Origin of the sequence: Halobacillus locisalis (assembly GCF_013694105.1) — a bacterium.
GTDB classification, from domain to species: Bacteria; Bacillota; Bacilli; order Bacillales; family Halobacillaceae; genus Halobacillus; species Halobacillus locisalis.
The window spans coordinates 326,191-347,893 of the sequence record NZ_JACEFG010000002.1; the positions used below are offsets into that span (position 1 = coordinate 326,191).

The following is a 21,703-nucleotide window of genomic DNA, read 5'->3' on the forward strand; positions in this document are numbered from 1 at the left end:
CCCTGCAATCCGGACAATTTAAGCTATAAATCGGACACTTACGAGCTAGGGCTATTCAAATACTTTTTCTGAGCATTTATGTAAGCGTTTTCTAAATTTAGAAGGAATAAGGGTGGTGAAGGAAGAATACTACACATAGCTTGAATTATTAATCAGAATTTTCTGGATAAGGAGGTTGTCATGAAAGCATCATACATAACGGAAGAGCATGACATATTGCGTCAGTCCTTACAAAATTTTTTGAAAAAAGAGGCCTATCCGTATTTTGACGAATGGGAAAAGAAGGAGGAAATTCCGCGGTCGTTCTGGCGGAAACTCGGAGCTCAAGGATACTTGTGCCCGTGGCTGGAGGAAGAGTATGGAGGGGTAAATGCAGACTTCGGGTATTCTGTCGTCATTGATGAGGAGCTTGAGAAAGTCGGAACGGGAACAATCGGTATCGGGCTTCATAATGACATCGTCGTTCCTTATTTTCATACCTATGGAACCGATGAGCAGAAACGAACGTGGTTACCGAAGTGTACCACAGGAGAGTGGATCACAGCGATTGCCATGACAGAGCCTGGGGCAGGTTCTGATTTAGCGTCTATTCGTACGACTGCAATCAAGCAAGGCGATCACTATATCCTGAATGGTGAAAAGACGTTCATCACAAATGGTATTCATGCAGATGCTGTCATCGTCGTTTGTAAAACGGATCCGAAGGCCGAGCCCGCCCATAAGGGAATCAGCCTTCTCGTTGTTGAGAAGGACACACCTGGATTTTCGAGAGGGAAGAAGCTTGCCAAGGTGGGTCTTCATAGTCAGGATACATCGGAGTTGATCTTTGAAGATGCCAAAGTACCGGCTGCCCACTTGCTGGGGAACGAAGGCGAAGGGTTCTATTATTTGATGAACCAGTTGCAGCAGGAGCGATTGATTGTCGGCATTGGAGCCATCGCTTCCTGCGAACGAATGCTGGAGTTGACCATTTCCTATGTAAAAGATCGTCAGGCCTTTGGTCAATCGATCGCCTCTTTTCAAAATACACAGTTCAAATTAGCCGAGCTTACGACTGAAGTCGAAGTAGGACGTGTCTTCCTGGATAGGACCATCCAAGCCCATATGGATGGGGAGGATGTCGTGAAGGAAGTCTCTATGTCGAAGTGGTGGACGACCGATTTAGTGAAAAAAGTGGCGATGGAGTGTATGCAACTCCACGGAGGCTATGGCTACATGGAAGAATACGAAATGGCTAGAAGGTTCCGAGATGCCCCTGTGACCGCGATCTATGCAGGGTCTAATGAGATCATGAAGTCCATCATCGCCAAAAAACTAGGACTTACATAGGAGGAGAAAGCATGGAGGAAGTTGTGATTGTTGAAGCTGTACGTACCCCTGTAGGGAAAAGAAAAGGACGCTTGAGTCATACAAGACCGGACGAATTGTTCGCGCTCGTGTTAGAAGAGCTTATGCAAAGAGCGTCTGTTGATCCATCAGAAGTGGAGGATGTAATTGCTGGGTGCGTCTCACAAGTGGGGGAGCAGTCGGGTGATATTGCTAGAGTTTCCGCGTTGATTGCAGGCTTTCCAATTGAAGTCCCAGGTGTCACGATTGACCGGCAATGTGGTTCGAGCCAACAGGCTATTCACTTCGCTTCACAGGCGATTGCTTGTGGGGATATGGATGTCGTCGTTGCCGGAGGTGTGGAAAGCATGACACGCGTGCCGATGTTCTCCAATCGACAAGAGGCGGTGGACAGTGACCGGTTAACGGAAAGACACGAACTGATCAATCAAGGGTTATCGGCTGAACGTATCGCTGATGAGTGGGATCTGACAAAAGAAGAATTGGATGCGTATGCTGTTGAAAGCCACAGGCGTGCTTTGCAAGCTATTGAAGAGGGGCGCTTTGAAAAAGAAACGATGAAAATCGAAGTACCGAGTGATGACGGACAGTTGTCGACAATGTCTGTTGATGAAGGACCGAGGGCAGGGACTTCCTTGGAAGGCCTTTCACAGTTGAAACCGGCGTTTAAAGAAGGTGGGAAGATCACGGCGGGGAATGCCAGTCAAATGAGTGATGGGGCAGCAGCCGTATTATTGATGTCCAGAACGAAAGCAGAAGCGCTTGGACTAAAACCAAAGTTTCGTATCGTCACAAGGTCGGTGGTCGGCTCAGACCCGACGCTCATGCTGACGGGACCTCTTGCAGCGACGCATACAGCACTGCAAAAAGCCGGGCTGAGTCTTGAGGATATCGATTTGTTTGAGGTGAATGAAGCGTTTGCCCCTGTGCCGATGTTCTGGATGAAGGAAACGGGAGTAGATCATGCCAAGCTCAATGTCAATGGAGGAGCCATCGCATTAGGCCATCCTCTAGGCGCGACGGGGGCTAAGTTAATGACGACTTTAATGCACGAACTCGATCGCACAGGTGGACGTTACGGTTTGCAGGCCGTCTGTGAAGGACTCGGGATGGCGAATGCCACCATTATTGAACGGTTGGAGGGGGAAAGGTGAAGGTTGAAAACATGATAGCCGTCATTACAGGAGGAGCCTCTGGTCTAGGGGAAGCAACCGCCACTTCGATTGTGGAGAAAGGTGGGCAAGTCCTGATTGCTGACAGGGACGAAGCGAAAGGAGAGGCACTCGCGAGTAGGTTGGGGTCACAGGCTATGTTTGTAGCTGTCGATGTCACGTCTGAGGAAGAGGTTAGACGGATGTTGGATCAAGCACTTGAGCGTTTCGGACGTGTGAATACCCTCATCAACTGTGCTGGGATTGTGATTGGGGAGAAAGTGGTCGGACGAGAACAAGCCCATGATTTAGCCTCTTTTCAGAAGGTATTGGAAGTGAATGTCGTAGGTACGTTCAACATGACGAGGCTTGTGGCAGAAATCATGCAGAAGAATAAGCCGAACGACAAAGGAGAACGAGGGGTCATCATCAACACGTCGTCAATCGCGGCGTTTGACGGACAAATTGGACAAGCGGCGTATAGTGCCTCCAAAGGAGCTGTTGCATCGATGACACTTCCTGTATCAAGGGAACTTTCGAAGCATGGCATCCGTGTAATGGCGATTGCGCCAGGGTTATTTGAAACCCCGATGTTCGAGCAACTCCCAGAGTCTGCACGTGAAGCATTAGGAAGTCAAACACCGTTTCCTAATCGCCTAGGCAAACCGGCTGAATTTGCTCAGCTTGTTCTAAGCATTGCCGAGAATGTCATGTTGAATGGGGAGGTGATCCGTTTAGACGGAGCTATTCGTATGCAGCCAAGGTAACGGACGCTTTCTGTTGAAATTACTTAAAAAAGGAGTAGATAAAAATGGCACCAACATTAAAAAGCATGTTTGAACAAACCGTGTTGAAGTATGGGAGCAAAGAAGGTTTAGTGGATTTACGGTTAGGAACAAGATGGACGTATCATGACTGGGACCTTGAAGTGAATCGCGTTGCCCACGCCCTGATCGCATCTGGGGTTGAGAAAGGTGATAAAGTCTCGACAGTGCTGTTCAACACAGCGGAGTTTGCTACAACATTGTTTGCTTGTGCGAAGATTGGTGCTATTTTCAACCCGGTGAATTTCCGTCTTACGGAGAAAGAGATTGAATTCATACTAACAGATGCGGAACCGAAAGTGGTTCTATTCGAACAAGCAACTGCTAAGCAAATCGAACCTGTTGCAAAAGCGCTCCCGACGATTGAATTCTGGTCGATCGATACACCGGACCTTAGCTACGCTTCCTATTATTATGATCAGATTGATGGAGTTACGACGGAAGCGATTTTGACGACCGTTGAGGAGGATGACCCCTATGCCATTATGTACACATCAGGGACTACGGGGTTGCCAAAGGGAGTTCTACACACGCACCGTGATATGGTCGATCAGGCGCTGGTCATGACGGCTTGCCTTCGAATCACAGCACAGGATCGCGGATTGACCGTAGCACCTATCTTCCATTGTGCAGAGCTTCATTGCGCCTTCTTCCCGAGAGTCATGATCGGGGCATCGAACGTACTCATGCACCATTTTGATGCACCTGCAATGATTGAAACGGTCAAGCAAGAGCAAATCACAACGGTGTTTGCAGCTCCTACGATGTGGAATATGATTTTACAAGAGGAGTTCACGAAAGAAGATTTTTCTACCTTGCGCCAAGGATTATATGGAGGAGCACCAATGGCACCGTCCCTTACCACTAAGTTGCATAGCTCAATCGGTGTTCAATTGCTTCAAGCTTATGGGATGACAGAAATGGGGCCGGCGATTACAGCATTGATGGAAGATGAGCAATTATCAAAAGCCGGTTCTGCGGGACGCGCGCTACTGAATCATGAAGTCCGTGTCGTACGTACGAATGAGGACGGCCCAGCGGAGCCTGATGACATCTGTAAGCCTGGGGAACTTGGCGAAATTATCGTGCGGGGACCTAGTATGATGAAAGAATATTATAAACGTCCAGAAGCAACGGAAGAAGCGTTGTATGGAGGATGGTACCATTCGGGGGATATTGGATCATTCGATGAGGATGGGTATCTGTGGGTCAGTGACAGGGTGAAGGACATGATCATATCGGGAGGGGAGAACATATACTCTCGTGAGGTAGAGGATGCGCTGTTCGATCACCCAGATGTTCTTGATGCCGCTGTGATTGGTGAGCCAGATGAAGTATGGGGGGAGCGAGTCGTCGCCTTCATCGTGAAGAAGGGGGACGAATTGAATGAACAGGCCCTTGATGAATTCTGTACATCAGGTAACCGATTGGCACGGTATAAGCGTCCAAGAAGGTATGAATTCGTTCAAGAGTTACCTCGAAACGCGAGTGGTAAACTTCAAAAGTTTAAACTGAGGGATCGAGCGAAAACAACATCTGAATAATATAATAAATCCCACCGGTGCTAAGTGGCGGTGGGATTTATTTTTATGTAAAAATCATGGATCTAAAGGAAAATCGACAGGTTCGTATTCGACAAGATGTCAAATAGTGTGTAAAGGACAACAAATGTAGCGGCGATGCTTACATATCCCCAGAAGTTCCGTTTATCAGAACGCACTTCAGAAATTCCGATGACAAGCGTAGACGCTCCTAGTGCCATCAGCAAATAGGGGATGAAGTCAAAGTTTTTTGTGACGAGTATGTAAACCGAAGACGAAATAACAAGGACGGAGAATAGTAATCGACTTAGTTTTAACAACATCATAAACTCCTTTTATCTTTGTTACTATGTATACGATGTGAAAAGATGGAAAGTTTCGAAAAGGGTGTTACTTTTTGAAAATCGTGCATAGTTTGTAGTCCGCGCGGATGGTGTCGAAACATTCCCCAGGAAATATTCGACATCACCCGCATGCATTTACAGAGATTTCATGATTTCAATAGGCTGTTTTTCTCGAGCTTGATGGTAATAAAGAAACGGGCACCCCATCGTCTTAATCCTCTCGAGTATAGTGGGGAAAGTGAAAAGATCAGGAGTTAGATCATCCGTCAGTTCATCCCAATAGAGAGGTGTCGCGACCGTTCCGTTTGGTGTAGCCCGAGTAGAATAGGGGGCAATGATGGTTTTCCCTTCTGCGTGTTGAACATAGTCGATATACAAGCGTCCTTTACGGTTTTTCTTCAGCCGTTCCGTCGTCAATAAATCAGGCTGCTCTCGTATCAATAGTTTAGCAAGTGCTTCTGTGAATGTCCTTGTCTCTTTGTACGTCATCGCCCCTTCTGTGATGGGGATATGAACTTGAATGCCTTTATTCCCAGACGTCTTAACAAAACTATGGACCTCAAGTTCATCCAACAAGTGTTTCAACAATCGTGCGGCGATCACAGCAATCGAGAAATCTTTCTTATCGGGCGGATCCAAATCAAAAACAATCTCGTCAGGATGGGTTCCTCCCGCTTTCTGAAAAGGAAGGTGAAATTCAATCGCCGCTTGATTCCCTAACCAAAGGAGTGCTTCTACATTTTGACAAGTGATAAAGGTTTCACCCGATTCCACCCACGCTCCGACAAAGTCTGGCGCGTGTTCAGGTAGATGTTTCTGGAAAAAGGAGGACTCATGAATACCATCGGGATAGCGAATGACCGTCAATTTCTTTTCGTTCATCCATGGCAGAAAGTAGGGAGCAATCGATCGTAAATAGATCAGATAATCTTTCTTTCTATAAGTAGACCAAAGCTTCTTATCCAGGTTTGTAAAAGAGATCGTCTCTGGAAACATAGACAAATCCCACTTGAGCTTTTCAGCTGTACACTCGTGTGGATCCAAATCGAAACGGAAGCCTCTGAACATCGGTTCACGCAAGTCCCCCTCTTTGGCATCTAAACAAGCGATATCCACACAAACACTCGGGGGTAAATGCCAGACACCTTGTTTCTTATTTCCCCGGTCTTTGAAAAATGATCGTAGCGTTTCGCTCTGTTCAGATGTTAACCCATGCTTGAATTTCCCTATAGGGATCCATGTATCCCCCTTGTATGCTCCTGTTCCGAAATAGTCATTCTCAGGTTGGAACGTAGTTAAAAAAGCAGAAACGGTACGCCAATTCTTGATTTTTATCCATTGCTTGGACCGATAATCAAAACGATAGGGGCTTTCTTTATGTTTGGCTACAATACCTTCCCCGTGATGCGTAAACACATCTTCTGAAACGGCTTCTACGTCATCATAGGTAGATACATATTGAATGCGACCCGTTGCGAGAGCGTCCACTATTTGCATCATATCGTTTCGACGCTTTTTATAAGGATCAGACACATTGTTCAGAAGATCGAAAGTCATGAACGTTGCTGGCCTGTGATGGGCTGAGTCCGTGATTTTGTGCTTATTCCTTAGTCTTCCTCTTTGCTGTAATAGAGTGAAATTCGCTTGGAAAGCTGTGTTAAGAATGACTAATTCCCCGTCTAAAGTGAAAGGGGTGAAAGGTGGGGCCATTTCTTCAGCCAATGAGGTGATTTCTGGGAATTTGGGAGTCAAGTCTTTCCCTTTTCGGCTCGTTAGCGTGATGCCGTCATCCGTCCATGATAGCCAGACTCGATATCCATCATACTTCACTTCATATATCCACTCATTGCCTATAGGTGCATCGTCAGCAATCGTCAATTTCATAGGTGTTCTCATCATCGGCCCTCCTTTTCTTACTAGTGTAAAACCGAAGCTGAAATTTAAACCTGCTCAAAAGGATAAACGATTATTTTTTAGCAAAGGCTAAGAAAAAGCATAGCCCCGACTAAGTAAAGGAGAATTTTTCATGCATACAATGTGGAAGGGAAGCATCAGTTTTGGACTTGTTAACATTCCTATTAAGCTACATGCGGCAACAGAAAACAAAGACATCAAACTGAGACAGCTTCATGAGGAATGTCATTCCCCAGTTGAATATAAGAAGCGTTGCCCTGTTTGTGACCGTGAAGTAGAGCAAGAAGAAATCGTGAAGGCCTATGAATATGCAAAGAATAAATTCGTCGTGCTTGACGAGGAAGATCTGGAGACACTGAAGAAAGAACAAGAGGATAAATCGGTGGAAATCATTGATTTTGTGAAGCTGGATGAAATTGATCCGATCTATTTTGAACGCAGTTATTTCATGTCGCCTAATGAGGGAGGGACAAAGGCATACAGTCTCTTAAGGCAAGCCTTAGCGGATACAGGGAAAATTGGTGTGGCAAAAATAATCATTCGATCGAAAGAACAATTGGCGATTGTACGAGTTTATGAGAATACACTAATTATGGAGACCATCCATTTTCCTGATGAGGTACGAGAGGTTCAAGATGTACCTAACGTTCCAGAGGAGGTCGAATTGAGCAAAAAAGAACTAAGCACAGCCGTGACGTTGATTGAGCAGTTGACCGAAGCATTCGACCCTGAGAAGTACAAAGACGACTACCGGACAGCACTTCTTGATCTTATCGAGGCGAAAAAGAACAATGAAGAGGTCAAGACAGCGAAAGATCCTAAGAAACCAGACAATGTGACGAATCTAATGGATGCTCTTGAGAAGTCATTAGAGAAAACCAAAGGGACGAAGAAGAAGAAAGCAACAAAAAAGAAAACGGCAACGGGACCGAAGAAGAAAACATCGTAAAAAGCCTGATATATGCAGGTTTTGTCGTGCGCTTTGACTGTATTTTATTGGTGTTTTGTAGTATAATATATAATAGAAACCTACGGGTCGGAGGGTATGTCTATGAGCGTACGCACAGAACAAGAAGCTGAACATTTAATGGCTTCGGCTAAAGCTTCGGTAGCAATCGAAGGATTAATGCTTAACGATAAACAGGAGACGTTAGTTAAGAAATGCCTGACAGGAGCCATCACACATAAAGAATTTCTGAAGCGGGCGTTGGAACTTTCACGCCATGCCTGAATCCAGGTATGGGAGTGGATCCTCCCGCTATTGTTATGCGGGTACGGATGTGTTGATCAATCATTATGACATTATGGATGATAAACAATTGCAGTCAATGGAAACGATTCTCTCGACGCAACGCTTATCTGAACTACAAGGAGAGCCTGTTGCAGGAGATTTTGATCTGCGTCATCTGCAGCGGATTCATGCCTATCTCTTTCGTGACCTTTACCCATTTGCCGGTGATATACGAACAGAAAATATCACAAAAGATGGTTTTTCATTTGCACAAGCTCGGTTCATTCCTGTGTCAGCAGAGGAATTATTTGAATTACTCATGGCTGAAGAATGGGAAACGATGGAGGTAGAAGAACTAGCTGAACGATTGACGCATTATATGGCAGAGCTAAATGTTCTGCATCCGTTCCGTGAGGGTAATGGGCGCAGTTTACGAGAGTTCATCCGGTGTTTAGCCATGCGGGCTGATTATCAATTGGACTGGTCGGCTGCCCCGAAAGAGACTGTTTTGAAGGCAAGTATTGAATCCGTATCGGATCCCCGTCCACTAAATCAAGTGATTCGACAATCACTAATGAAGAAATAAGTCCTTTCCGCTAATCGAGGTGGAGGGCTTTTTTTATTGTCTAGAAAATTATAAAATTCGGGCCCTGTGGATAGCGCATATCTATTAAGCCACGTCCGGCTCCAGCGCCCAGCCCCTCGCGACATAAGCAACCCACTCTGCGGAAGGAAAGACCACATTCCTCCGGGTGTTTTGCTTATGCGTGTCGGAGCTCTCGGGGCGCTTGCGCCTTTGTTCTATCATAAAAACTCCTTTAGCTGATCTACAGGATGTCCTATACTAGTAGAAATACTATTTTTAGAAAAATCAGAATGTAAACTCATATACTCTTAGTGAAGGGGGAGAGAGGGATGGGGGTATGCGTTCAAGATGTGGTGGAGTTGCCGGTGTTTAATCGTGCGAGACAATTGACGAAGACTTATCCGAACGTTGTAGAATGGATTTCCGTTATTGAAACACCTGTTGAGAACTTCGTTCGTAATCGTGAATTTGTCTTAAGTACAGGGGTGGGGTGCGGTCAAGATATCTTAGCTTTAGAGGATTACGTGAAGGATGTCATTGATTCCGGAGCATCCGCGCTAGCATTCGCAACAGGCCGCCACATTTACAAGGTACCTGACCGAATCATTGAACTCGCGGAACGTCATAAAGTTGTCCTGATTGAGTTGCCATGGGAAATAAGGTTTGCCGATATTCTGCAGGATGTTCTTCGCATGATTGGTGATGAGAAGAGGACAGAGCAGCAAAAAGCGGAACAGATCAGACAAGAGCTGATCAATTGTGTACTGAATGGAAAAGGCCTGCATGAGATCACAACAATCTTATATGAGCATAGTGGCCTTCCTGTGGCAATCAGTGATCACCATAAAGTCATTAGAGCGAATCATTCATTCAACCGCTCGCTGATAGATGTTCTGAATGGCAATAAAGAAGGAGAAGCCGTTCAAGTGACTCCTGAATCCTTCGGAGAACACCCGCTTCTACCGTATATTGAGAAGTACATCATCGACTCAGAGAGTTGTTATCAGTTAACGATTCTCTCCAATCATAAGAAACAAGGCTATCTTTTGTTTCAGCCCCTTTCGGACGAAGAATTGTCATGGTTACAATTGACTGTACTAGAACACGCCTTAACAGCATGCGCGCTTTATTTTGTAAAAGAAAATGCGATTGAGATGACGGAGATACGCTTAAAGGATAATTTCTTATTAGAATTGGCCCGATTCGATCAGCCTCTTGACCATGCCTTGTTATCTAAAGCGCAGTTATTAGGGTATGAACTAGACAGACCGTACATTTGCTTAGTCGGTCAAATCAATGTAAAGGAAGAGACGACAGATGTTACGCCTTCTACATCGCTGCATAGTCGCAATTACTATGTTCAAAAAGAAGTCAACTTGGCCGCTGACGTGTTAAAAAGGGAAGTCATGACGACATTTGACGGGCGCGAAGTAATTGTTTTCGTAGAAGCGGATTCCCCAACCTATAATGAAGTGGTGAATCAATTCCTGGATTATATCGAGCGACGGCTTGATAAATTACTAACAAGAGTATCTATTAAGTGGGGCATTTCTTGTTTCAAGGATGGGTACTTTACGTTTCATCAAAGTTATGAAGAAGCGAAGATCGCATTGCAAATAGGGGACAACCAAACGGGCGATTCGAACCGCACATTTTTTGATGATACACGGATGAACCGGTTGTTAATGGCTTTATCTCAAGAGAAAGAGGTGGAAGGGATTGTAGGAGAAACACTGCAACGCCTCATAGAATATGATGAGAAAAGACAGACCGACTTGATTCATACATTCATCGTATATAATAAATACAATAGCAACGTCAGTAAGGCAGCACGAGAGTTGAACTTACACCGCCAATCATTGCTGCATCGACTTCGCAATATCGAACAGTTGACAGGCCTTTCTCTCCTCGATGCGGATGACTTGTTTTTGTTGGAGTTGAGCGTCAGGTTGTGGATGTTGAAAAAATCAACCGCAGTGAAATAAGCACGCTTCTGAAGGGTGCTTATTTTTGATCAGCGATTCGAATGGTTTCGATCTCATCCGTGCTCGTAGCGAAAGCGACTTCCCATTGGTCGGTAGAAGCATCAAAAGAAATCATATGGATAGCATACGTTTCAAGTGGATTTTCAAGCTCTGTCAAAGCCGAGGAGACCACGTCGTCCGTCGATCGTTCCGCCCCTTCTACTTGACTCATCTCGATCGTTGAAATGTCGGAAGCTTCGGCCTGTGGAGGAGTCGAGTCAAGCGGTTCTCCGTCAATCCAGACCTCCACACGCTCTCCCAGCAAACCTTTCGTGGACACACCAGAGACCCATAAAGATGCGTAAGGTTGGTCGGTGTCTTCAGAAGAGGCTGCAACCAACACTTGGTCATCCTTATGATCCATTACATACCCCGTCATATCAGGAGGAGTTGTAGGCGATGCTGACGTTTCTTCAGACGATTGGACAGCTCCACAGGCGGCAAGGAAAAAGAGCAGACTGAATACAACGACCTTCATCCCCGACACTCCTTTCTGAGAATGCGCACGTAAAAAAGGGTAAACGTTTTAATTACGTTTACCCTTTTTTCGTAACAATTAATCGAAATCATATTGTTTTTAATACTCATCATAAATTAAGCACACCGAAGCGCTAATATTTAAAGTGACTGATTTGATCTTGTAATTTACTTGCTTCAAAAGCTAGCGTTTCACTGGCTGATGAAATCTCTTCCATCGAAGCATTTTGTTCTTCTGTAGCAGCAGCAACTTGTTCGGATTGCTCGGCTGCTTGGGAGGAGATGTGTTTCACCGTATCGAAAGAGTGCACGAGTTCTTGAGTGCGTGAAGTCATGGACTGGACAGAGTCATTGATTTCTTTCATGCCGCTCGACAGTTGAAGCACTTCTTCCGTAATCTTTTGGAAGGACCCTTCTGCTTCTCCGACAATTTGAACACCAGATTTTACAGCTTCATCATTTTTGTTCATGTAATCGACAGCCTCGTTTGTTTTCGTTTGTACATCTTGGATGAGACTCATAATGTCACTTGCGGATTGATTCGATTGCTCGGCAAGTTTTCGTACTTCATCCGCTACAACTGCGAACCCTTTTCCATGCTCACCAGCCCGTGCTGCTTCAATTGCAGCGTTTAAGGCTAATAGATTCGTTTGCTCTGAAATGTCTGTAATGATGGAAATAATCTTGCCGATTTCATTGGATTTCGTCTCAAGCACACGGATGGTTTGGTTCGTCGTTTCAGTATTTTCATTTATTTCGTGCATTTGTGTCAAAGCGGATTGAATGAGTTCTTCACCTGCACGTGAGGTTGAAGCGGTCTCATTGGATTTCGCTGATAATTGATCTACTTGAGAAGAAACGTCTGCCATGCTCTCAGACAAGTAATGGACGGAAGCAGCGGCTTGGTTTGATCCATCCATCTGTTGTTCTGACCCTGAAGCGACTTCTTGAATGGCAAGTGTCACTTGCTCTACCGCTTTAGAGTTTTCTTCCGCATTGGCATGCATTTCTTCAGATGCAGCAGCAACTTGTTCAGAGGAGGTAGAAATAGATTGGACCAAGTTTTTCAAGCTATTCTTCATCTGGTTGAAATTCGTGACAAGCTGACCGATTTCATCATTTGATTTCACACGTAAATCTTCTGACGTAAAGTCTCCCTCGGCAATGCGAGTCGAGTGTTCAGCCAACTGTTTGAGTGGCTTAGTTAAACGTTGCGTAAAGATCCAGATAAGTATAGCGCCCGCGACAAGAGATATACCTAGTGTAAGGAGCAGCGTGCTTAAGATCTGATTCGCACCACTATTGAAATCCATCATGTATGTACCAGATACGACAATCCACTCCCAGTCTGGGTAGTAGAGAGAGTACGCGACTTTCGGTGCATTTGTATCAGGGTCATTCGGTAAGGGCCATTCAAAATAGGTGAATCCGCCGCCACCCTGGCCTTTATTGATTAGCTCCTGAGCCACCATGACCCCATTGGAATCTTCGGACTCCCATATATTTTCCCCTTCGAGCAGTGGGTGGGCAAGCTCGTTTCCTTCCTCATCTAATACAAAGAAGTAACCGTTTTCACCTAAGTTTACAGAAGAACTGATCGGCCTCGTGCCATCGTCCTGCTTCTCACCTAATAGTTGTTGTTTAATGGATTCCTGTGCTTGTTCTTCGGTGATCCGTCCTTCCTGGACCGACTGCTGTGCGATCTCAATCATATCGACGGCTTGTTGGACACTGTTTTTTAAGTTGGTTTCCCCTAGTTCATTTAAGCTGTTCTGACTAGTTTGAAACCCTAAAATCCCAACAATGATGGACGGAACGGCAAGGAGGATTAACGACATGATAAAAATCTTCGTTCGAACAGACTGTTTCCCTCTTTTTCCTAATAACCTTCTCATAAAAAACCCCTTTCTCGATGTTGAAGGTATACAACATACTTTCTCTTACTATCGGGTGGAAGAGAGGGATTTTTAATACGGTTATGTAATAAAGTTTGAGTCTGTTCCGTTCCGAATCACAGAGAGTACAACAAAAAAAAGCTCCCCGAGGGGGGGAAGCTTTATTCTTCGATTTGCATACTTCTTTCAAGGAAAGCCGCGAGTTGTTCGCGCGTGACTTCCTCTTTCGGACGGAAGGTTCCGTCTCCATAACCGACCGTTACTTCATTTTCTGCTAACACTTGAATGTATGGATAAGCCCATCCTTCTTCATCTACATCCGAAAATTCAACATCCGTAGATTGGCTTTCCAAGTTGAAAGCATTCACGACAATTTTGGCCATCTGGTCACGGGTCAATGGTTGGTCCGGGTAGAAGCTCCCATCTCCAAATCCATCAATGATCTCTTCTTGTTTTAACCTGGCAATAGCTTCATAGGTAGATGTCGTGGGTATGACATCAGCAAACTCTGGGTTTTCAGGTGGATGACGGTCAAAAACGATGCTTCGGTTTATCATTAAGCTTGCCTCACCGCGCGTGACGTTTTGATCAGGTTTATACGTGCCATCACCATATCCACTGATGATCGCTTTAGACGTTAAGTAATCAATGGAGTCTTTTGCAAAATGGTTATCAGGCACATCATTGAATTCAGAAGGCGACTGAAGTGTGATTTCTTCGAAAAACTCATTCGCTAACACTTCATATCCTTCCTCATTCGGATGAATATCTGTCGGATCCGGCAAATAAGTAAGGTCGTCTTTTTCCATCGCTTCTTTCACAGATACGAAGGAAGCATCGACAGAATTTGCGACGTCTTCAATGACACGGTTAAATTGAAGAAGAGCCAAATACAGCTTCGTTTTCTGGTCTTCTGGTAAGCGTGGGAATGGGTTATAATAGCCCATCAAGTAAATGGAAGCGTCCGGGTTCAGTTGCTTAATTTGGACAGATAGCGAGCTGAGGTTTATTCCGACTTGCTTGAGCGTTTGTTGGAACTTCTCGATATCTACGTCAGCTTCCGCCGTTTCCGCATTAATATTCAAAGCTTTGAGTACGTCGTTTGCCCCTGCACTGATGGTAATCACTTCAGCTTCCGATACTTTAGTTTGTATCGATTCGCCTGCTTCGTTTTGCTTATTATCCTTTAAATCATTCAAGACATTATCAGACGTATAACCAGGGTATGCGAAACTCTTATCATAGCTTGATAGTTTACCAAGCTCATCAAAGTGATGGGCTAATAAATCAGAATAACCATTTTCAGGGAGATTCTCAGGCGATGATTCCGGTGTAATGCCAACAGCTAACGAATCGCCCAGAGCGATGTAATCAACTTTTTCATCTTCTGCCCAACTTGTCGTAGGTAAAAGTAAAATCAGGGTCATGAACCAAATGACAGTTACGGATAGACGTTTCTTCAAGGGCTTTCTCTCCTTATTATGTATTTCTTTACTACAATTCGAGGGATGAAAGGGATTTCCTTCTTGTGGATTTCTGTGATCATCCAAAAAAGCCCGGGCGTGCATGCGCCCGGGTTTATTTTTAAGGTACGTCGTGTCCCATAGAGCTTTGTAAAATATCAAACCATTGATCGTGGTTGAGCTCAAATTCGAGAGATTTCACCGCACGATCAATGCGGTCGGTCTTTCCGGAACCGACGATGGGCATAATCTTTGCAGGGTGGTTTAAGAGCCATGCATAAAGCACTTGATCAATGTCATCTGCACCGATTTCTTGTTGAACAGTAGATAGTGTATCGCGAAGGCGCATCGCTTTCTCGTTTTCAGCTTTAAAAACGTCACCGCCTGCTAGTGGAGACCAAGCCATAGGGGCAACACGCTTTTCTTGGCAAAGGTTAAGTGTGCCATCTTCGAAGTTTTCCAGTTGATAGGCGGAAAGTTCGATCTGGTTCGTAATTAGATCGAAAGGCAAGAAAGATTGCAGCATATTCCACTGATGATCTTTGAAGTTGGATACCCCAAAGTAGCGGACTTTCCCTTCATTCTTCAATTGGGTGAAGGCCTCAGCTACTTCCTCCCCATTCATGAAAGGATCTGGTCTATGGATAAGAAGCGTATCAATATAGTCTGTCTGTAAGTTTTGTAAAGAACGTTCTACAGAAGAGATGATATGCGCCTTACTCGTATTGTAGTGGTGCGTTTTGTTTTCTGGTCGGTTTTCAGATGGAAGGACGATGCCGCATTTTGTGACAATCTCCATGTTCTCTCTTAGTGAGGGTTTAAGGCTTAAGGCTTCACCAAACAGTGCCTCGCACGTGTAGTTGCCATAAATGTCTGCATGATCAAATGTAGTAATACCCTGTTCCATGTTGTGTTCAATTAAAGATAGAGTCTCTTGGTTAGATTGGTTCCAATCAGACAATCTCCAAAGTCCGTGAATGAGACGAGAGTAAGATAGATCATTGGTCATTGGAATTCGTTGCATAGGAATTCTCCTTTATCAGTTGTTTTTAGATGAACCGCTACTTTTCTATGTATGCGATTACGGATGACTTCTTCATAAGGATACCTTATATTCTTCTGCTTGTAAGGCGAGAAGCTCACACCTTATGATCGTCTTGTAAAAACAGTTCCGAACTCCTAGAAGATATCCACATGTGTATAAGTGAATGAACAATTTAGGAGTCAGGTTATCCGTGTATATGTGAATAACCTGTGGGTAGATGATGACTTTGTAGGAAGGGATAGGCATCAACTTCATACACTTTTTACATTACATAAATCACTCAACCAGAATAAAATAGACAATATAATTGTTTAAAAATTCAGGCAAAAAAGGTTGGGAGGGGAATCAAGGTGCTTCCTTTTGATATTTTAGAGTACCAACAGCGGCTGTCTCATACAAAAAAGAGGATGGAAGACTGTGGGATTGACGTTTTGTTGATCACGGATCCGGCAAACATGAATTATTTATCAGGGTATGATGCTTGGTCGTTCTATGTCCACCAAATGCTCGTTATCGTCATCGATGAAGATCAACCGCTGTGGATCGGCCGGTATCTAGATGCCAATGGAGCCCGCTTGACCACTTGGATTTATGAAGAAAATGTGATTGCGTACCCCGATCATTATGTTCACTCTGATCAGCATCATCCAATGGATTTCATTTCAGAAATTCTGATTCAGATAGGCCAAGGTAACCGAACCGTAGGAGTGGAAATGGATCACTATTACTTTACAGGAAAAGCTCTAGAGCAACTTCGTAAAGGGTTGCCGAATGCAAGGTTTAAGGATGCCACTTTACTCGTCAACAAGGTGAGGATGATCAAGTCAGATCAAGAAATCGAGTACATGCGTCGAGCTGCCCAAATTGCGGACTTGGCTATGCAAAAAGGTGTGGAAAGCATCTATCCAGGAGTACGCGAATGTGACACGGCATCAGAAATTTACGCTCATCTTATTAAAGGAACACCGCATTATGGGGGAGAATACCCCGCGATTGTTCCACTTCTCCCAACGGGCGATCGGACGTCTATTCCACACTTGACGTGGAGTGATCGACCTTTTGTCGATGGAAATGCGGTCATCATCGAGCTTGCTGGGTGTTACAAGCGGTATCATGTACCGCTTGCGAGAACAATCTCAATCGGTCAACCGAACGAACAGCTGAAACAAGTGACGCCGGTCGTGCTCGAAGGTATCCAGGCGGTTCTTCAAAAAGCAAAGCCGGGGATAACTTGTGGAGAGCTTGAGGAGACGTGGAGAACGACAATCAAAAAACACGGCTATGAGAAAGAAGCGAGGTTAGGGTATTCGGTAGGTCTAAATTATCCCCCGGATTGGGGAGAGCATACAGGAAGTATCCGTAAAGGAGATCCTACTGTGTTACAACAGAATATGACGTTTCACCTCATCCCTGCCCTTTGGTTTAACAAAGACGGGATAGAAATCAGTGAAACCTTCAGAGTTACCGAGAGTGGGAGTGAACGCTTCACTTCTTATCCACAAGAATTGATTATTCGGGACCATTTGGATAATGGTCAAATTAGTTGAACAAAGTGTTGGGAGGAGAGGAACAAATGAAAGAAGCGAGATTCGGTACCAAATCGATTTGGGCTGGCGAAAAAGACCAGTTGGCTTTCGGAGCTACTCAAGTGCCTGTTGTTCACAGTGTTTCGTTTGGATACGACGATATGGATGAATGGTATGACGTAGCGATTGGAAAGAAACCAGGTCACATTTATGGACGGAATACGAATCCTACCGTTCAAGCTTTTGAAGAGAAAATCAGAGTGCTCGAAGGGGCAGAAGCATCGACGAGCTTCTCTACTGGAATGGCAGCAATCAGCAACACTCTAGGGACTCTCCTTTTTCCAGGAGATCGAGTCGTTTCGATTAAAGATACGTACGGCGGTACAAACAAAATATTTACTGAGTTTTTACCGAAACAGCAAGTAGAAGTGGTGCTGTGTGATACCGGTGATCATGAAGCTATTGAGAAAGAAGTGGCGAAAGGGTGTAAAGTTCTATACTTGGAGAGTCCGACAAACCCGACCGTCAAAATCACCGATATTGAAAGGATGGCTAGGGCGGGGAAAACAGTTGGGGCGACTGTCGTTGTGGATAACACATTCGCAACGCCGGTGAACCAACAACCATTGACACTCGGCGCAGATTTAGTGATCCACAGTGCGACCAAGTTTCTAGGTGGCCACGCTGATGCTTTGGGAGGAGCGGTTTGTGGAGATAAGACCTTGGTGGAATCAATCTATCACTACAGGGAAATCAATGGAGCAACGTTGGATCCGATGGCGGCTTATTTGCTGATGAGGGGCATGAAAACCTTAAAATTGCGCGTCGACCAACAAAATAAAAATGCTGCAGAAATTGCACGCTACCTGCAAACTTTCGACGTTGTGGACGCTGTATTTTATCCGGGATTGCCCGAGCATCCCCATCATGACATCGCGAAGCAACAAATGACAGGGTTTGGAGGTATGCTCAGTTTTTCAGTTAAAGGTGGTGTGGAAACCGTACGGGACCTGCTTCCCAAGTTGAAGTATGCGAATAGAGCGGCAAATCTAGGATCTGTGGAAACCGTCGTTGGTCCATCTCGAACGACGAGCCATGTAGAATGTACTCCGGCTGAGAGGGCGGCTATGGGCATTCCAGAGGGGTTGATTCGTTATTCTGCAGGGATTGAAGATATAGAGGACTTAATAGAAGATTTGGCTCAAGCCTTTCAAGCCATTGGTCAATTTGCGAACAGTTAAGGGGGATTCCTGAGTGAATGACCAATACTTGGACGTTCTGGAACGTGCACGCAACTTGCATGATCAAGTCGTGTCTTGGCGTCGTTATCTTCACCAAATTCCCGAGCTGAGTTTTAACGAAAGGAAAACGAGTGCGTATATTTCCCAGGAAATAAAGTCGAATGATGTATTTCAAGTGCAGGAAGGTGTCGGGGGATATGGGGTGACGGCTACATTAGAAAACCCGGGACCGATTATAGGAATTCGGGCCGATATGGATGCTCTGCCCATTATAGAAGAAACGAATCTCTCCTTTTCTTCTAAGCATAGAGGTATGATGCATGCGTGCGGACATGATGCTCATAGCGCTATTTTGTTAGGCGTTGCTTCTTTACTCGCTGAGGATCATGCCAAAGGGCAATTGAAAGGCACAGTTCAGTTACTATTCCAGCCAGCAGAAGAAGCCGCGGATAGTGAAGGGAAAACAGGAGCCGTCCATATGCTCGAGTCGAATCAACTGGCTTCCTTCGATGCCATACTCGCCTTACACATGTGTCCGTGGAAAAAGATAGGTGAAATAGTGATTCATAACGGTCCTAGTATGGCAAACAACGATAGCTTTCATTTAATTATCCAAGGAAGAGGTGGCCATGCAGGGTATCCTCACCAAACGAATGATCCGATTTGGATCGCCACCCAGGTTCTTCAGGTTCTTTATAGTGTGGGAGGGCGGGCGGTGAATCCCTTAGACGTCGGGACGATTAGTATTGGTCACGTGGCAGCTGGCCATACAAATAATGTGATCCCTGACGCTGTTCACATTCATGGAACGGTACGCTCTTATCGTCCAGAGGTCAGAGAAAACTTGAAGAAGAAGCTCCATCAGGCAGCTAGCATGGCAAACAATTTTGGTGGTTCATATCAGGTAAACATGACTGAAGGCGAACCTGCTTTATTCAATCATCCTAAAGTGAACGAAATCATTAAGAAAGCTGCTTCACACGTAACGATTCATGACGAACCATTCGGTATGGGTAGTGAGGATTTTAGTCACTTCACTGCAGCTTATCCCGGGGCCATGTTTTTCTTAGGTTGTGGAACAGATGATGCCGCCAGTTTACATCAATCGAATTTTGATATTGATGAGGCGTGCATGGTAGAAGGTGTAGCTATTTTATATCGGGCGGTACATTTATTTCTACAAGAGAACCAATGAAAACCGAATACATCTAATACAATCTTATGGTTTACTTTTAATGGGAAAGGGAACTCTTCTTAGCGAGAGGAGGAGTTTAAATGGCTCAATTTTATGTAAATCAAAATCAACAAACAAACGGGGATCACGAAGTGCATGAAGAGGGATGTAAATTCATGCCTTTTGAAAAGAACCTTCTTGAACTTGGTGGTCATAAAGACTGCGCAAGTGCTGTCGAGGTTGCAAAGAATACTTACGATCAAGTGAACGGGTGCAACACCTGCTGTCCGGAATGCCATACAACGTAAGCGGAACCGCTATCCTAGATAGCGGTTTTTTTAGTGGAAAATGGAATGACTCCTATAGGATAAAATAAGCTTCCGCGTACATAGTAAGAAAGAAGAATTCCTAAGGAGGATGAATATGAAAAGAACGCTTTACCTACTCATTACGATACTCACTATGCTGCTCATACTCGCGGCTTGTAATACAGAAGAAGGTGCACGTGAGGACCAACAGAACAACATGAACCAAGTAAGCTTTGGTCCTGAAGATCAAGGCATACAACCTCACCAAGGTGGTTCAGAAAAAATGGCACCGGGACAGAACCGTTTTGATGCCAACATTCCATTTGAAGGATTAAATCCGAATGGGACTGGAAATTACACCAATAATGAAGGTCTGAATGCCTCTCCGGAGTCTGACCGTTACGCAAACGGTGATGATCATATGGGGTCGAATAATGAACGGATCGATCAAGCAGACGGAGCGTTCAAAGACCAAGTCCTTCGGCTGACAAACGATGCACGTGAGAAGAATGGATTAAAACCTTTGAAGATGAGCACTGATGTAACCGAAGTGGCACAAACAAAAGCAGAAGATATGTCAGAGAACAATTATTTCTCACATACGTCCCCGACTTACGGATCTCCGTTTGATATGCTGAAAGAATTTGGCGTAGATTACCGTACAGCGGCCGAGAATATTGCTGCAGGTCAGCAGACACCCGATCAAGTAGTCGATGGTTGGTTGAATAGCCAAGGTCACCGCAAAAACATCATGAACAAAAACGTAACGCATATCGGAGTCGGATTTGCCCAAGATGGTCAATACTGGACTCAGATATTTATTGGAAAATAAACAGGTGAAAAACAAGACGCTCTGAAACAAGAGCGTCCTGTTTTGATTGCGCTAATAGAAATGGAGCGGATGGTGATGAAGACTTGGATGATCATGATTGTCGTAGCTACAATGCTTTGGGCACCTTATGCAACCAGTGCGGAAGAGAAAAGACTGGTGGCCATAGGGGATTCCATTCCATTCGGCTACAACATCGAAGAGGAAAACCTTTCGCCACCGAAAGATTCCTTTCCCTCTATTATTGCAAATGAAAGAGGGCTTGAGGTGACCAACCTCAGTATCCCTGGACTGACTTCAAAGGAATTATTACAAGCGATCAAAGACAACGATATTTTTCGTGAATCCCTCAAAAATGCTGATTATGTAACGGTTTATATCGGTGGTAATGATCTATTGAATGTGGTCAAGAAAAACAAAGGTTTGGATGGGTTGAAAATCGAACAAGTAGCACCTGTCATGAGGAGGCTGGTGGACCATGTCCACTCCATCATTCTAGAGATCGATAAACTGACAGATGGTAAAATCCTCGTCTACAATTTATATAATCCTTATCCTCAGGCAGGGAAGCAATTAGATGTTCCCCTTACCTACATCAATCAACAGTATGCTTCATTGATTCAATTGTTGGATCATTTTTCTGATGTCCAATTAGTCGACGCCTATCACGCTTACCAAGGTCATCCTGAATATATTCTCCCCGGTGATGTACACCCGACCAAACAAGGTCAGCGTGTATTGGCACGTTTATCACTGAAATACATTCAATGACTTGTGTATAAT

Annotated in this window: 20 protein-coding genes; 14 read left to right on the forward strand and 6 right to left on the reverse strand. The window is 44.7% G+C overall.

What is annotated here, in order from left to right:
• The first annotated feature begins 180 nt into the window (after nt 1-180).
• The 4 genes from H0266_RS08905 to H0266_RS08920 are packed head-to-tail and all read left to right on the forward strand — an operon-like array spanning nt 181 to nt 4,866.
• Nucleotides 181-1,329 carry an acyl-CoA dehydrogenase family protein gene (locus H0266_RS08905; RefSeq protein ID WP_181472055.1) on the forward strand — a complete coding sequence of 383 codons (1,149 nt, stop codon included), beginning with the start codon at nt 181-183 and terminating at the stop codon, nt 1,327-1,329.
• A gap of 11 nt (nt 1,330-1,340) precedes the next feature.
• Nucleotides 1,341-2,501 carry a thiolase family protein gene (locus tag H0266_RS08910; RefSeq protein WP_181472056.1) on the forward strand — a complete coding sequence of 387 codons (1,161 nt, stop codon included), beginning with the start codon at nt 1,341-1,343 and terminating at the stop codon, nt 2,499-2,501.
• Nucleotides 2,498-3,265, forward strand: a complete 768-nt coding sequence (locus tag H0266_RS08915) for an SDR family NAD(P)-dependent oxidoreductase (protein WP_181472057.1) — start codon at nt 2,498-2,500, stop codon at nt 3,263-3,265. The genes H0266_RS08910 and H0266_RS08915 overlap by 4 nt, the downstream gene beginning before the upstream one ends.
• Before the next feature lie 44 nt (nt 3,266-3,309).
• The gene (locus H0266_RS08920) at nt 3,310-4,866 is read left to right on the forward strand and encodes a fatty acid--CoA ligase (RefSeq protein WP_181472058.1); all 1,557 of its coding nucleotides are present in this window, start codon (nt 3,310-3,312) and stop codon (nt 4,864-4,866) included.
• Between the two features lie 62 nt (nt 4,867-4,928).
• Here the strand turns inward: H0266_RS08920 and H0266_RS08925 are convergent, their stop codons facing one another.
• Nucleotides 4,929-5,186: a hypothetical protein gene (locus tag H0266_RS08925; protein WP_181472059.1), complete on the reverse strand. Its 258-nt coding sequence runs from the start codon at nt 5,184-5,186 to the stop codon at nt 4,929-4,931.
• Nucleotides 5,187-5,342: 156 nt separating this feature from the next.
• Entirely contained in the window at nt 5,343-7,103 is a 1,761-nt protein-coding gene (gene ligD / locus H0266_RS08930) for a DNA ligase D (RefSeq protein ID WP_181472060.1), read from the reverse strand.
• A 130-nt stretch (nt 7,104-7,233) separates the two neighbouring features.
• Between ligD and ku the strand changes: the two genes are divergently transcribed.
• From ku to H0266_RS08950, 4 genes are all read left to right on the forward strand, one after another.
• Nucleotides 7,234-8,070 carry a non-homologous end joining protein Ku gene (gene ku / locus H0266_RS08935; RefSeq protein ID WP_181472061.1) on the forward strand — a complete coding sequence of 279 codons (837 nt, stop codon included), beginning with the start codon at nt 7,234-7,236 and terminating at the stop codon, nt 8,068-8,070.
• Nucleotides 8,071-8,172: 102 nt separating this feature from the next.
• Nucleotides 8,173-8,352, forward strand: coding sequence for a hypothetical protein (locus H0266_RS08940; RefSeq protein ID WP_246363837.1), 180 nt, complete (start codon nt 8,173-8,175; stop codon nt 8,350-8,352).
• Nucleotides 8,345-8,938, forward strand: a complete 594-nt coding sequence (locus H0266_RS08945; RefSeq protein ID WP_181472063.1) for a Fic/DOC family protein — start codon at nt 8,345-8,347, stop codon at nt 8,936-8,938. The genes H0266_RS08940 and H0266_RS08945 overlap by 8 nt, the downstream gene beginning before the upstream one ends.
• Before the next feature lie 329 nt (nt 8,939-9,267).
• Nucleotides 9,268-10,923 (forward strand): PucR family transcriptional regulator, encoded by a 1,656-nt coding sequence (locus H0266_RS08950; protein WP_181472064.1) that lies wholly within the window; start codon nt 9,268-9,270, stop codon nt 10,921-10,923.
• A 19-nt stretch (nt 10,924-10,942) separates the two neighbouring features.
• Here the strand turns inward: H0266_RS08950 and H0266_RS08955 are convergent, their stop codons facing one another.
• The 4 genes from H0266_RS08955 to H0266_RS08970 all read right to left on the reverse strand — a co-directional run bounded on the left by H0266_RS08955 (nt 10,943) and on the right by H0266_RS08970 (nt 15,821).
• The gene (locus H0266_RS08955) at nt 10,943-11,440 is read right to left on the reverse strand and encodes a DUF3221 domain-containing protein (RefSeq protein ID WP_181472065.1); all 498 of its coding nucleotides are present in this window, start codon (nt 11,438-11,440) and stop codon (nt 10,943-10,945) included.
• A 133-nt stretch (nt 11,441-11,573) separates the two neighbouring features.
• Complete coding sequence (locus H0266_RS08960; RefSeq protein ID WP_181472066.1) at nt 11,574-13,334, reverse strand: methyl-accepting chemotaxis protein; 1,761 nt, start codon at nt 13,332-13,334, stop codon at nt 11,574-11,576.
• Between the two features lie 161 nt (nt 13,335-13,495).
• Nucleotides 13,496-14,797 carry an S-layer homology domain-containing protein gene (locus H0266_RS08965; protein ID WP_181472067.1) on the reverse strand — a complete coding sequence of 434 codons (1,302 nt, stop codon included), beginning with the start codon at nt 14,795-14,797 and terminating at the stop codon, nt 13,496-13,498.
• A 121-nt stretch (nt 14,798-14,918) separates the two neighbouring features.
• Nucleotides 14,919-15,821: an aldo/keto reductase gene (locus tag H0266_RS08970; protein WP_181472068.1), complete on the reverse strand. Its 903-nt coding sequence runs from the start codon at nt 15,819-15,821 to the stop codon at nt 14,919-14,921.
• A gap of 371 nt (nt 15,822-16,192) precedes the next feature.
• Here H0266_RS08970 and H0266_RS08975 point away from each other — a divergent pair, with 371 nt between their 5' ends.
• From H0266_RS08975 to H0266_RS09000, 6 genes are all read left to right on the forward strand, one after another.
• Nucleotides 16,193-17,389 carry a M24 family metallopeptidase gene (locus H0266_RS08975; protein ID WP_181472069.1) on the forward strand — a complete coding sequence of 399 codons (1,197 nt, stop codon included), beginning with the start codon at nt 16,193-16,195 and terminating at the stop codon, nt 17,387-17,389.
• Nucleotides 17,390-17,415: 26 nt separating this feature from the next.
• Nucleotides 17,416-18,609: a cystathionine gamma-synthase family protein gene (locus tag H0266_RS08980; RefSeq protein ID WP_181472070.1), complete on the forward strand. Its 1,194-nt coding sequence runs from the start codon at nt 17,416-17,418 to the stop codon at nt 18,607-18,609.
• 13 nt (nt 18,610-18,622) lie between these two features.
• Complete coding sequence (locus H0266_RS08985) at nt 18,623-19,804, forward strand: amidohydrolase (protein ID WP_181472071.1); 1,182 nt, start codon at nt 18,623-18,625, stop codon at nt 19,802-19,804.
• A gap of 80 nt (nt 19,805-19,884) precedes the next feature.
• Entirely contained in the window at nt 19,885-20,091 is a 207-nt protein-coding gene (locus H0266_RS08990; RefSeq protein WP_181472072.1) for a hypothetical protein, read from the forward strand.
• Nucleotides 20,092-20,206: 115 nt separating this feature from the next.
• Nucleotides 20,207-20,923, forward strand: coding sequence for a CAP domain-containing protein (locus H0266_RS08995; RefSeq protein ID WP_181472073.1), 717 nt, complete (start codon nt 20,207-20,209; stop codon nt 20,921-20,923).
• Nucleotides 20,924-20,998: 75 nt separating this feature from the next.
• On the forward strand, nt 20,999-21,691 hold the full coding sequence (locus H0266_RS09000) for an SGNH/GDSL hydrolase family protein (RefSeq protein ID WP_246363838.1): 693 nt from the start codon (nt 20,999-21,001) through the stop codon (nt 21,689-21,691).
• Nucleotides 21,692-21,703: the final 12 nt, after the last annotated feature.

What these genes read in the sequence shown, in the direction of transcription:
- H0266_RS08905 (WP_181472055.1), top strand. Translation starts at nt 181, where the DNA reads ATGAAAGCATCATACATAACGGAAGAGCATGACATATTGCGTCAGTCC.
- H0266_RS08910 (WP_181472056.1), top strand. Translation starts at nt 1,341, where the DNA reads ATGGAGGAAGTTGTGATTGTTGAAGCTGTACGTACCCCTGTAGGGAAA.
- H0266_RS08920 (WP_181472058.1), top strand. Translation starts at nt 3,310, where the DNA reads ATGGCACCAACATTAAAAAGCATGTTTGAACAAACCGTGTTGAAGTAT.
- H0266_RS08925 (WP_181472059.1), bottom strand. Translation starts at nt 5,186, where the DNA reads ATGTTGTTAAAACTAAGTCGATTACTATTCTCCGTCCTTGTTATTTCG.
- ligD (WP_181472060.1), bottom strand. Translation starts at nt 7,103, where the DNA reads ATGAGAACACCTATGAAATTGACGATTGCTGACGATGCACCTATAGGC.
- ku (WP_181472061.1), top strand. Translation starts at nt 7,234, where the DNA reads ATGCATACAATGTGGAAGGGAAGCATCAGTTTTGGACTTGTTAACATT.
- H0266_RS08940 (WP_246363837.1), top strand. Translation starts at nt 8,173, where the DNA reads ATGAGCGTACGCACAGAACAAGAAGCTGAACATTTAATGGCTTCGGCT.
- H0266_RS08945 (WP_181472063.1), top strand. Translation starts at nt 8,345, where the DNA reads ATGCCTGAATCCAGGTATGGGAGTGGATCCTCCCGCTATTGTTATGCG.
- H0266_RS08950 (WP_181472064.1), top strand. Translation starts at nt 9,268, where the DNA reads ATGGGGGTATGCGTTCAAGATGTGGTGGAGTTGCCGGTGTTTAATCGT.
- H0266_RS08955 (WP_181472065.1), bottom strand. Translation starts at nt 11,440, where the DNA reads ATGAAGGTCGTTGTATTCAGTCTGCTCTTTTTCCTTGCCGCCTGTGGA.
- H0266_RS08960 (WP_181472066.1), bottom strand. Translation starts at nt 13,334, where the DNA reads ATGAGAAGGTTATTAGGAAAAAGAGGGAAACAGTCTGTTCGAACGAAG.
- H0266_RS08970 (WP_181472068.1), bottom strand. Translation starts at nt 15,821, where the DNA reads ATGCAACGAATTCCAATGACCAATGATCTATCTTACTCTCGTCTCATT.
- H0266_RS08980 (WP_181472070.1), top strand. Translation starts at nt 17,416, where the DNA reads ATGAAAGAAGCGAGATTCGGTACCAAATCGATTTGGGCTGGCGAAAAA.
- H0266_RS08990 (WP_181472072.1), top strand. Translation starts at nt 19,885, where the DNA reads ATGGCTCAATTTTATGTAAATCAAAATCAACAAACAAACGGGGATCAC.
- H0266_RS08995 (WP_181472073.1), top strand. Translation starts at nt 20,207, where the DNA reads ATGAAAAGAACGCTTTACCTACTCATTACGATACTCACTATGCTGCTC.
- H0266_RS09000 (WP_246363838.1), top strand. Translation starts at nt 20,999, where the DNA reads ATGAAGACTTGGATGATCATGATTGTCGTAGCTACAATGCTTTGGGCA.